We start from the raw sequence: 12,885 nt of genomic DNA on the forward strand, positions 1-12,885 counted from the left end.
CGCCCCAATTGGACACAACACACAATGACATCCGAGACCCAGATGAACCCACGCCAATATACGCTCAGTACCGGTAAAACCCGTATTACCCTGCAGGCCGGGCAGGCCAACATTCACAAGGCCGCGCCGGGTGAAGCTTACCGGGTGCTCAAGCGCCAGGGCGATAAAGATCAGGAAAAGCTGGCCGATGACGTCGTGGCTTCGCGTCACGGGCAAGATCTGCAGCTGGACTATGCCGATGGCACCACGTTGACCCTGCAGGACTGGTATTCGCAAAACGATACCAGCGTCACCCTGCCTGCTGATGGCTCCGCTACCCAACTGATGACGCCCGGTAGCACCGAAGGGGCGGCGTTGGCCGACGGCAGCCATGTTCTCTATGCGCACGGTTCGCCGGACGCGCTGGCCAGCATGACCTCTGGTCACCCGGGTCTCGAGAGTATCTTAGCCGGCCTGCAGAATAGCTCTGTGGTGTCTGGCCATCCGGTCACCTACCTTCCTCAATCGCACTCTTACGTGGGCTACCTGGCTGGCGCTCTCGCACTGGGTGGCGTGGTCGGGGTTGCCGTGGCGAGTGGTCATAGCGGGAGTGACAATGGCGGCAAGCACGATAACGGCGGTGGAGAACCCGCTGTACAGAACGCCGTCGAGCTTAATTTTGTCGGCGGCCCGGCGCTCAGCAGTAACGATTTGAATGTAGAGATTTATCAGGCCGATGGCAAAACGCTGATTGGCACGGGGACGCTGGGGCCCAACGGCTCGGTAACCATCTCTGCTGGCAGTTACAGCGGCGTGGTGATTGTTAAGCTCGTCAACAGCGGCAGCGCTGCTGACTACCTGGACGAAGCGACTGGCGCGGGAAAAGACCTCTCTGCGCAGCTCTGGAGCATGGGTGTTATCTCCGGAGACAACAGTACCCTCGTTCTCAATATTAACGTGTTGACCACTCTCGCCTATAACAAGGCTCAGGAAGCCATCGGCGGCACGCCTGACAGTCCAGCCACCCTGAGTGCGACGCAGGTGGCCGACACGTCCGCCGCCATTAGCAGCCTGTTTGGTGTGGATGACATTCTGAACACCACGGTCGTTGCCACCAACGGCGGCAGCTATGATGCGACCGATGGCCTGAGTGCCGGTGAAAAATATGGCCTGCTGCTGGCGGCATTCTCCGGCGCGGAAGCCAACGCCGGTGCATCCACCCAGGCCATCCTTGACACCGTCACTGCCGGGATCACACTCGGCAGCAGTAGCAGTTTGTCCGATGAGGTGCAGTCGTTGCTGATTAAAGGCGCAGCGACCGCCACTGACACGTCCGGTGGACTCAGCCTCATTATTGATACCCATGCGCCTGTCTTCAGCAGCGCCACGACGGCCAGCGTGGATGAGAACATCGGGGCAGGCCAGGTGGTCTGGACTGCTGTCGCCACCGACCCCAGCCAGTTTAGCTACAGCCTGAGCACCACCGGCGATAGCGCGCTGTTCAGCATCAATGCCGCCACCGGTGCGGTCACCCTGATCGGCAACCCGGACTTTGAGAACAAAGCCAGCTACAGCTTCACCGTGGTGGCCACCGATGCGGCGGGCAACGCCAGCAGCCAGAAGGTGACCCTGGGGATCAACAACCTCGACGAAGTTGCGCCGACCATCACCAGCGGCACCACCGCTACCGCAATCAACGAAAACAGCGGCGCAGGCCAGGTGATCTATACTGCCACGACCACCGATACCGCCGACATCAGCGGGGGCGTCACCTTCTCCCTGAAAGCGGGCAGCGACGCGGATCTGACGATTGATCCGATCACCGGCGCGGTCACCCTGACCGGCAACCCGGATTTTGAAAACAAAGCCAGCTACAGCTTCACCGTAGTGGCCACCGATGCGGCGGGCAATGCCAGCAGCCAGAAGGTGACCCTGGGGATCAACAACCTCGACGAAGTTGCGCCGACCATCACCAGCGGCACCACCGCTACCGCAATCAACGAAAACAGCGGCGCAGGGCAGGTGATCTACACCGCCACGGCCACCGACACTGGCGACATCAGCAACGGCGTTACCTTCTCGCTGAAAGCGGGCAGCGATGCGGGCCTGACTATTGATGCCTCCACCGGAGCGGTCACCCTGACCGGTAACCCGGACTTTGAGAACAAAGCCAGCTACAGCTTCACCGTGGTCGCCACCGATGCGGCGGGCAATGCCAGCAGCCAGAAGGTGACCCTGGGGATCAACAACCTCGATGAAGTTGCCCCGACCATCACCAGCGGTACAACCGCCCCGGCAATCAACGAAAACAGCGGTGCCGGTCAGGTGATCTACACCGCCACGGCCACCGACACTGGCGACATCAGCAACGGCGTCACCTTCTCCCTGAAAGCGGGCAGCGACGCGGATCTGACGATTGATCCGATCACCGGCGCGGTCACCCTGACCGGCAACCCGGATTATGAGAGCAAAGCCAGCTACAGCTTCACCGTGGTGGCCACCGATGCGGCGGGCAACGCCAGCAGCCAGAAGGTGACCCAGGGGATCAACAACCTCGATGAAGTTGCGCCGACCATCACCAGCGGCACCACCGCTACCGCAATCAACGAAAACAGCGGCGCAGGCCAGGTGATCTACACCGCCACGGCCACCGATACCGCCGACATCAGCGGGGGCGTCACCTTCTCCCTGAAAGCGGGCAGCGACGCGGATCTGACGATTGATCCGATCACCGGCGCGGTCACCCTGACCGGCGACCCGAATTTTGAGAGCAAAGCCAGCTACAGCTTCACCGTGGTGGCCACCGATGCGGCGGGCAACGCCAGCAGCCAGAAGGTGACCCTGGGGATCAACAACCTTGATGAAGTTGCCCCGACCATCACCAGCGGCACCACCGCTACCGCAATCAACGAAAACAGCGGTGCCGGGCAGGTGATTTACACCGCCACGGCCACCGATACCAGCGATATCAGCAACGGCGTTACCTTCTCGCTGAAAGCGGGCAGCGACGCGGATCTGACGATTGATCCGATCACCGGCGCGGTCACCCTGACCGGTAACCCGGATTATGAGAGCAAAGCCAGCTACAGCTTCACCGTGGTGGCCACCGATGCGGCGGGCAATGCCAGCAGCCAGAAGGTAACCCTGGGGATCAACAACCTCGATGAAGTTGCCCCGACCATCACCAGCGGCACCACCGCTACCGCAATCAACGAAAACAGCGGTGCCGGGCAGGTGATCTACACCGCCACGGCGACCGATACCGGCGATATCAGCAACGGCGTTACCTTCTCGCTGAAAGCGGGCAGCGACGCGGACCTGACGATTGATGCAACCACCGGCGCGGTCACCCTGACCGGCAACCCGAATTTTGAGAGCAAAGCCAGCTACAGCTTCACCGTGGTGGCCACCGATGCGGCGGGCAATGCCAGCAGCCAGAAGGTGACCCTGGGGATCAACAACCTCGATGAAGTTGCCCCGACCATCACCAGCGGCACCACCGCTACCGCAATCAACGAAAACAGCGGCGCAGGCCAGGTGATCTACACCGCCACGGCCACCGATAGCGCCGATATCAGCAACGGCGTCACCTTCTCCCTGAAAGCGGGCAGCGACGCGGATCTGACGATTGATCCGATCACCGGCGCGGTCACCCTGACCGGCAACCCGGATTTTGAGAGCAAAGCCAGCTACAGCTTCACCGTGGTGGCCACCGATGCGGCGGGCAATGCCAGCAGCCAGAAGGTGACCCTGGGGATCAACAACGTTGATGAGCAGGCCCCGAGCTTCACCACCGGCAACAGCAGCGACAGCTATGCCAGCGCCACGGTAAGCGTTGCTGAGAATACCGCCGCCAGCACCGCCATCTATACCGCACAGGCCAACGATAATGACGCCGCCGACGGTGGCGAGCATGTCACCTATAGCCTGGCTGACGAGCCTGGTCGCGCAGACGCCCAGTATTTCACTATCGACGCTGCAACGGGTGCGGTCACCTTTAATACCAGCCCCGACTATGAAGGCACCCACGTGCCGCAATACACCTTCAACGTCGTTGCCACTGACGCCGCGGGTCACGCAACCACGCAGACCGTTACCGTCAATGTCACCGATGTGGACGAAATCGCACCGACTGTCACCCTCGACGGCAGCTCGTCGGGGCCAGTAATGTTGAGCCCGGCGACCTACTCCACTTACCCCAACGGTTTTGACACCACCGCGCTGGGTGACGGCAGCTTCCTGGTGACATGGGCAGGCAACAACAATGGCAGCTACGGGATCTATGCGCAGCGCCTAAGCGCTCAGGGTGTGGCGCTGGGTGATGCCGTACAGCTCGCATCAGGTGCGACCAACTCTTTCTACAACTGGTCAGACAGTGTTGTCAGCGTGACAGCCATTAATGATGCCGGGGCTTACGCTGTGGCCTGGATCGGCCAGAACGATGGCAGCAACGACACCAGCATCTATACGCAGTTATTCAACGCTGACGGCATCTCCCTATCCGCCGCTGTGAAACTGGATGGGTACGCTTCTGCGCAGGACATCGCCCCGCAGATCGCGACGCTGGCCGATGGCGGCTATATCGTGACCTGGTACACCAGCGGCAGCGACGGCGTGTACGTGCAGCGCTTTGACGACGCCGGTGTCGCCGTGGGCAACACCGTGCCACTGGTGGTGCCTGGCTCTTATAGCAATGCCAGCCCGCAGATCACCGTGCTGGACAATGGCGGCTACGTGGTGACCTGGCAGGGCTATACCTCCGGCGATTACCACATCTACGTGCAGCAGTTCGACGCTACCGGCACCGGTTCCCCCCCGGTGGTGCTGGATGGCACTACCGGAAACAGTTCCAGCTACGAAACCCAGCCGCAGATCACGGCGCTGACTGGCGGCGGCTATGTCGTCACCTGGTCGGGCTTCGACTACAACAGCTCGAATTACGACAGCAGCACCTGGGTGCAGCAGTTCGATGCCACTGGCGCTAAAGTCGGCACCCCCGTCGAACTGGACGGCTTGAGCAGCGGCAGTAACGGTGGCAACTATACCTATCCGTATGTTGCCGCGCTGGCCGACGGCGGCTACGCCATCACCTGGATGGAATACGACACCACCAACGGATCCTGGGATTACACTGTCTATGTGCAGCAGTTCACTGCAGGTGGCAGCAAAGTGGGCGCTGTCGTGCAACTCGATGCACCGCACAACAATACGAGCAATAACTACGACGAAAACCCGCGCATCACGGCGCTGGGTGATGGCGGCTACGTCGTCACCTGGATGGGTAATAGCGGCTCGAGCCCGGACATCTATGTGCAGAAGTTCAATGCCAGCGGCGTCGCGGTAGGCGATATTGTGCGTCTGGAGGCTTCCGGCGGCGCGATTGACCAATACCCACAAGTGACCGCCGTCGGTGCAGACGGCGAATACATGGTGACCTGGTACGCTTTCAATCCTGCCAACGGTATTTTTAACTTCAACCTGTATGTGCAGAAATTTAACGCCGACGGCAGCACCTACGAAAACCTCGTCGTGCTGAACCATGATGGCCACGCGACCGTGCAAAGCAGCGAAAGCGGCACCGTCTATCTGGTCAACGACACAGTGGTGGTCAGTCAGCTTAGCGACATTACCGGCGCGGCCAGCGACCAGTGGGCCAGCACTGTCGTTACCGCCAATACCCCTGCAGCGATCTCCGCAGCCAACCTCGCTGACGGTACCTACCATGCCTGGGCTGTTGATGCGGCAGGCAATCTGTCAGTCATTTCCGGCAGCAGCGTGATGGTGGATAACGTCGACCCTGTCTTCACCAGCGCGGCCACCGCCGCCGACATTACGGACAGCACCGTCGCTGGCGACACGGTCTACACCGCTGCCGCGACCGACGCGCACGGGGTCACCTACAGCCTGAACGACATCCAGCACTTCCGCATCAACGCCAGCACCGGCGTCGTGACGCTGCTCACCAGCCCGGCCAAGGCCACCGGTGCGCAATTCATTGTCACCGTCACCGATGCCGCCGGTAATCAAACCACGCAGACCGTCACCTACAACGTCGTCGATACTACACCGCCGATCGCCACGCTTATCCGTGACGCGGATGGCGTGGAGAACAGCAGCGAGACGGTCAGCGTGCAGAGCACCGAAACTGGCACGGTATATCTGGTCAGCGACAGCGTGACAGTGACGGATCTGAACAGCCTCACCAGTGCTGCCGACAATCTGGTGAACAGCGTTGCCGTCACGGCTAATACCGGCTCTACGCTGGCGCTGACTGGCCTTGTCGACGGCACTTACCACGCTTACGCCGTGGACGCGTCCGGCAATGTCTCTGCTATCTCCGGCAGCAGCGTGATCGTGGACAACACCGCACCTGTTATTGCAGGCGGCGCAACTGCTACCGGCACCACCCTCACCAGCGGCGCAGCGGCGGGCACCCAGGTGTACGACGCCAACGCCAGCGATGCCAACGCCGTCACCTACAGCCTGGATCAGGACAGCCTCGGCTGGTTCGACATCAACGCCACCACCGGCCTCGTCACCCTGAACAGCGCCGCCGTGGCTGGCAGTTATAACCTGGTCGTGACCGCCACCGATGCGGCGGGCAACCACAGTAGCCAGACCGTTACCGTTGAGGTGGCGCCAGGCCTCAACCTTGATGGCAGCGCAATGGTCTCGGGCAGCACCAACGACACCTCTACCGAGATGACCATCAACCTCGGCCTGGAGAAGTTGAGTAACGGCTATACGGTTGTCGAATATATGCGGCAGACCGGCGGCGACTATATCACCTGGGATCCGACCGGTGCGCTGTACGACGGCGTCGTCAGGGTGCTGGACGTGAACAACAACGTCGTCAAGACCCTGGACATCAGCATTCCTGCGGGCTACACCATGCTGGATACGCAGATCAAGGCGCTGGCCAACGGCGGCTTCGTTGTGGCCTGGTCGCAGGTGGATACCCTTAACTGGAATGACTACAGCGTCCACTACGCTATCTACGACAACAGCGGCAACCTGCAATCGAGCGACACGCTGGCGTCACCTGGCCAAGGCGTCACCATTGCCGCGCAGAGCAGCGCGAATGGCGGTGATTTCGCGATCGCTTACCAGACTTACGGACCGGGGACCGACCAGCAGCAGGCCGTCTCTGTCTTCCATTACAACGGCAGCGGAACCAGCTTCACACCGGTCGCGCAGACCCTGATCGGCGGCAACAGCGCGAGTCAAAACTTCGGCGGCGTTGCCAGCCCGGCAGTCCAGTTGATGAAATTCCAGCTGTCGCCAGGTGTACTGACGGCACTGAGCGATGGCAGCTATGTCCTGGCCTCCGAGGTCTACGACTGGATTGGCACGCCGGGTCAGTCGGCGACAAGCACGCCTATTGGTGCCTTCATCTTCAAGCTCGACGACACCGGCTCGCTGGTCAATTTCGACAGCGGCACCACCTGGCAGCGCGTTAACTGGAATGACGAGCAAACTTCTCCGACCAACGTCATTGCGTTCGACGGCGGTTTTGCCGTCTTTAGCCAGGAATACCGCTCCGCGACCTGGGAGGTCACGCTCTACAACAACAACGGGACGCTGATCACCACCAACGTTCAGAGCAATACCGTCTATAACATGGGGACCCAGAGCTATCACGCCGTGGACGTTGGCGCGATGGACAAAACGCTTCATGACGAGCTGGCGTGGGCAAGCAGCGGCTCCGTGGCTGCATCGGCTACGGCCTATGACAACGGCACCGATCTGGTGTTTGTGTTCCCTGACGGTAACGGCGGCTTTAGCCAGGTCACCATCTCCAAAACCACCGGCGAGCTGACCAGTGCCGTGACCGACAGCGGTATCACGGTGCCTCAGGGCGGGCAGTTGTATAACCCGCGGATCGTCTCCGACGGCGCGGGCGGCTATGACATCACCTATTCTGTGCTGTTTGATTCCGACTCAAGCGATGGCGGCAAAAGCGGCTACGCAGTGGGTGGTATCTACCAGATCGGCCTGAATGCGCCTGTGGCACCGACAGTGACCGATGCCCATATCGCCATCACCTCCATGCCAGGTGGCGCAGACGGCAGTACCTACAAGGTCGGCGACACCGTTACCGCCACGTGGGACAACTCCGCCAGCGGCGATGCCAATGCCAGCACTGTAAGCAGCGTCACCATGGACTTCAGCCAGTTTGGTGCCAGCACGCCAACGACCGCCTGGGACGACGGTACCCACGGGGATGCCATCGCGGGCGATGGGAAATTCACGGCGCAATACACCCTCACCGCCGGTGCCATTAACCACGTAGACAGTCGCAACGTCGCCGTCACGGTCACCACGGCAAACCACGGCATGGCGACTGCGGCGGACAGCACCGGCCTGACGGTAGACAACACTGCGCCGATGCTCACCAGCAGCACGCCGCAGGACAACGGCGGCAGCGTTGCCACGGGCGCGAATCTCACGCTGACCTTCAGCGAGGATGTGCAGGCTGGCAGCGGCCATATCACCCTCGTCAACGAGAGCAACAGCAGTCTGAACAAGGTTATCGACATCACCGACAGTTCGCAGGTCAGCATCAGCGGCAACACGGTGACGGTGAACCCGACAACGGATCTGGCGGCAGGCGCAAACTACCACGTCCAGATCGACAGCACAGCGCTGCACGATACGGCGGGCAATGACTATGCCGGGATCAGCACCTCGACGGGGCTGAATTTCACGACCGTTTCCGCCGGGATGGGGGATCCGTCCATTGTGGTATTCGACCTGACGACGGGCCAAAGCTCCGATCACAACGGGCGCGTCTTTGATGCCAATACCGCGTACACCATCTATATCCAGGTCAACAGCAATTACGGTTCGCTGGCTGGGCTGGACAGCAACGAGATGTGGTCGGGCGCGCAGAATCTGAGCCAGGACGACAAGATTGTGCTGGTGGGCACGGGCAGTGATGTTCGGGGACAGTATGGCGATCCCGTGATGAATATGAATCACGGTGGGAATGCCGTTAACTGGTTGGCGGGGTTCTCTACTTCGTTTTCTGCTTATAACGCCGCCGGTGTTGATGCTAACGGCCAATTCTATCGTGGTGGTTATAGCGCGGATCTCTGGACCGGCTCATGGGCCCAAAACCCGAATGGGGACAATTCGTTTGCTCAGGCCTATATGCCGGCGATGCCTGCTGGCCTCCTCACCTCGCAAGGGCTGGCGCTGCCATGACAGGTTCTCTGACGTTGCTACGCCGTCTGGTCGACATGCGGCAGTTCGACGCGCTGCATGAGGCCTGTTATAGCCTGCCGGTGATGTCACCGGCAGAACAGGTGCTGCTGGCTCTGGCCCAGGCCCATCTGGGCCAGCCAGAGGCGGCCCGCCAGGCGCTGATGGTGCTGAGCCCGGCGGCACTGGAGGTCGACGCCCGCGTCGACCTGGCCGCCATACACCTGTTTCTTGGGGAATGTGACGCGGCGCAGGCGCTGCTGGAAGCCACCCGCACAGAGGCGCCAGACCACGCGCTTTTGCTGGCGCGTCTGGCTGCCTGTTATGTGCAGCATCAGCGGGGGGAGGAGGCTATCCCCCTGTATGAACGCAGTCTGCGCCTGCAGCCCGACGTCGACGTTTATCAGCAACTGTTGCGTCTCCATCTGCAACGGGAGAATTTGCCGCAGGCCGAGGAGACGCTGGCCGCCGCCGACCTCTTCTGGGCAGGCGAACGGGAGCACTGGCCTGCACCGCAGGCGGCTCTGCACGACCAACAGCTGCGCGGCCTGCGCCTGGAGCTGTGGCTGGCCCGTGACGACAACGCCCGCGCTGAAACCTGGCTGGAGTCACGCCATGCTGAACTGGCTGAGGACGATTATTGCGGCCTGCTGACCGGCTATGCTCAGCGTCTGGCCGAGCGTGGACGCCATGCCCAGGCCGAGGATGCGCTGCGCCGTGGTCTGCGGTATTACCCGGAACAGACGGATCTGTATCAACAGCAGGCTGAACTGGCGGAGTTACAGGGGCGTCTGCCTCAGGCTATCTCATTGTTGCACCGTGCCATCCATCTGGCCGGACAGCAGCAAAACAAGACGCTTCCTTTGCGCCTGAAGCTGGCCAGCGTTGCCACTCAGGGCCATCCGGCGCTGGCGCGTCAGATGGCTGAACAGGCTATCGAGGAGGCCGGGGCGCTGACGCCATCATCCGAGATGGACGCCGGGCAGATCGGCCAGTGGCTGGCCCAGGCGCAAGTGGCACTCGCCGGGGCGGATGCGCAAGAGCAGCACTACAGTGGGGCAGAGGCGCGATACCTCGAGGTACTGCAAGCGTATCCGCACCTGGTACCCGCCCTGCAGGGGCTGGGGCAGCTGTATATGCAACTGGGGCGCATCGACGAGGCGGTCGCGTTGTTCGAACAGGTTCTGGCTGTCGATCCGGCACGCGGTCATGCGGCCCTGATTAACGCCCGACGTTTTCCGCAAGACGACGAAACGTTGATTCGCCTGGAAACCCTGGCCCGACGGCCTGGCCTGTCCGGCCCGGTGCAGCCTGGATTGCTGCTGCAACTGGCTGCGGCCTGGGAAAAGCGCAAGGACTACACCAAAGCCTTCACCCTGGCCAATGACGCCAATGCGGCCAGCCGCGCACTGCTGCGCTACGACCCGGTTTCGCACCGGCAGGGCAGCGCGCGTATCCGTCACGCGTTCAGTCGTTCGCTCTACGAACACCGTGGCGGCATCGGCAACGATTCAACGCTGCCGGTATTCGTACTGGGTATGCCGCGTTCCGGGACCACGCTTGTCGAACAGATCCTCGCGGGCCACAGCCAGATCCACGGCGCGGGCGAACTGGGGGTGATCCCCAGTACGATCGCCCGGCTGGAACGCTGGGAACGTCATACGGGTTCAGGACGTCATTACCCGGATTGTGTGGACGATCTATCGGCCGATGTCGTGGCGGGTATCACCGACAGCCTGCTTAGGGAGCTGCGGGAAACCTTGCCCGAAAATGCGTCTGAAGTCCGGCATGTGGTGGACAAGCTGCCACACAATTTCGAGAACATTGGTCTTATCAAGCTGCTGTTCCCGAATGCGCGGATAATCTCAGTGCGACGCGACCCACGCGATATCGCTATCTCCAACTACTTCACCGACTACGCGGCCAGGCACGGCGGGATGGGCTTCGCCTATGACCTGCGGTGGATTGGCGAACAACTGGCCGACCACAACCTGATGATGCACCACTGGAACCAGTTGTTCCCTGGCGACATTCTCGAGGTGCGCTATGAAGACGTGGTTTCTGAGCCGGAGCGCGAGGCGCGTCGCATGCTGGAATACGTGGGCGTGCAATGGGAGCCGCAGGTGCTCGACACCTCTGAGCTGAACAGACCGGTCAAGACCGCCAGCGTGTGGCAGGTGCGTCAGCCTATCTATCAGACTGCACGTGAACGCTGGCGACGTTACGCGGACTTTCTGTCGCCGCTGATTGCGGGGACTAACGCGAAGATCGTGCACGAGCCAGTTGAGATGGTGAGCTTGCCCGTGCCGGGAATGCAGACCGACGGCATCGCCCGCTATCGCGAGGGGAAGCTTGATGAAGCCGAGATGCTCTTCAGGCGTCTGCTGCATCACGTGCCCGAACACGCGACCGCGCATTTCATGGTGGGCCTGATTTGCGTGCGTAAAGGGCACCTGGCGGATGGCATTGCGCACATGGAAAAGGGACACCAGGCCTGCCCATGGAATGTCAACTGGCGACGCGATCTGGCGCTGGCATACGAATTAGCGGAGCAACCGGAAAAAGCACAGAGGGTAAGGGGGCGTCACGTCGGTATGGATGACAGAGTGATGAGCGTAATAGATATTGACCAGGATGATGCACTTCCTCTGGGCTATTCCATTCGCACCTCCGCGACGGCACTGTTTTAATTTAGCGGGCAAGGAGGCCCGCAAACCTCTAAACGGGCCATACACGTTGGCGGTATCAGTCAGGCGATAACCGCTGTGGTTCTAATCGTTCCGGGCTTCGGGCCGACCGATCGGGATGGAAACAACCCGCATGGTGTGAATGCATCGCCTTACCCACTTCTTGCTGAAGGCCTGGCTGCAAAAGGCTTTGCAACGCGTCGTATCGACAAATGTGAAATGTTCGCTAGCGCAATGGCCGTAGAGGATGCGAATGCGGTGACGATTGCTGACTATGTTGACGATGTTCGCTCCTGGGTAAAAGTGCTTAGAAGTCAGGTACACACTCCCTGCCAGGAGGCATTTAATTCCGGTCTGAGCGCGTTGCCAGGAAGACCACCGCTGCCCCAAGGGCGACGATAAGCGTGTCTTCAATCAGGCCACTTCGGGTCTGGCCTATCTGTGCCATGGCTTTTTTACGTGCCGCAAGCGTTGCATAGGCCATTGGCACCGCGGCAGAGATGGCGATAGCGGCCCCGATTTTTTCTTCTCCTCTGGGTGCCAGCGCAGCACCAGCAATCCCTGCGCTGGCCACGCGTGCGGACAAACCCAAAAAGACGGTGCGGTCTGGCGCTGACTTCATCTTGTCGCCAAACAGTTCACCTGCACCCATCGCTAATGCGCCAAATTTGAATAGCGGACGGTCCAGCAGCAAGAGCTTGCCCGAGGTGTCGCGCCCACTAAGGCGTGCTGCAGCAATGGCCGCCATCGGCGTCATGGAACGGCAGCTGGCGACAAGGCCAATCAGGGCGGAATAAACAAAATCGGTCATTTTCATCAGTTATCTCCCGGATAAATAAGGTTTTTGTATTCAGACGGCAGTCTGCGCGGGCGCATGATGGCGGGTTATCAGGACCAGGGCAGCTGGCTGGACCGGTTACGCCGTCGAGTCGCGTAATGTATTTGACGAGTTAATACCTGGCCTGCTCCCCGTTGATTCATACATCTTTATGAAGCAGACAGGCGACGTAGTCGC

The 12,885-nt window shown here is 60.9% G+C and carries 3 protein-coding genes; 2 read left to right on the forward strand and 1 reads right to left on the reverse strand.

Annotated elements, in window-relative coordinates:
* Positions 1-42: 42 nt before the first annotated feature.
* Positions 43-9,186: a cadherin domain-containing protein gene (locus tag LG383_RS07410; RefSeq protein ID WP_225758700.1), complete on the forward strand. Its 9,144-nt coding sequence runs from the start codon at positions 43-45 to the stop codon at positions 9,184-9,186.
* Positions 9,183-11,873, forward strand: coding sequence for a tetratricopeptide repeat-containing sulfotransferase family protein (locus tag LG383_RS07415; RefSeq protein WP_225758701.1), 2,691 nt, complete (start codon positions 9,183-9,185; stop codon positions 11,871-11,873). The genes LG383_RS07410 and LG383_RS07415 overlap by 4 nt, the downstream gene beginning before the upstream one ends.
* A 340-nt stretch (positions 11,874-12,213) precedes the next feature.
* On the opposite strand, the gene LG383_RS07420 is transcribed toward LG383_RS07415, so the two are convergent.
* Positions 12,214-12,687 (reverse strand): hypothetical protein, encoded by a 474-nt coding sequence (locus tag LG383_RS07420; protein ID WP_225758702.1) that lies wholly within the window; start codon positions 12,685-12,687, stop codon positions 12,214-12,216.
* Positions 12,688-12,885 lie beyond the last annotated feature (198 nt).

The organism is Leclercia sp. Marseille-Q4284 (assembly GCF_916618945.1).
Lineage (GTDB): Bacteria > Pseudomonadota > Gammaproteobacteria > Enterobacterales > Enterobacteriaceae > Enterobacter > Enterobacter tamurae.

Excerpts from the sequence above, each read along its gene's own strand:
- LG383_RS07410 (WP_225758700.1), top strand. The coding sequence starts at position 43 with ATGAACCCACGCCAATATACGCTCAGTACCGGTAAAACCCGTATTACC.
- LG383_RS07415 (WP_225758701.1), top strand. The coding sequence starts at position 9,183 with ATGACAGGTTCTCTGACGTTGCTACGCCGTCTGGTCGACATGCGGCAG.
- LG383_RS07420 (WP_225758702.1), bottom strand. The coding sequence starts at position 12,687 with ATGAAAATGACCGATTTTGTTTATTCCGCCCTGATTGGCCTTGTCGCC.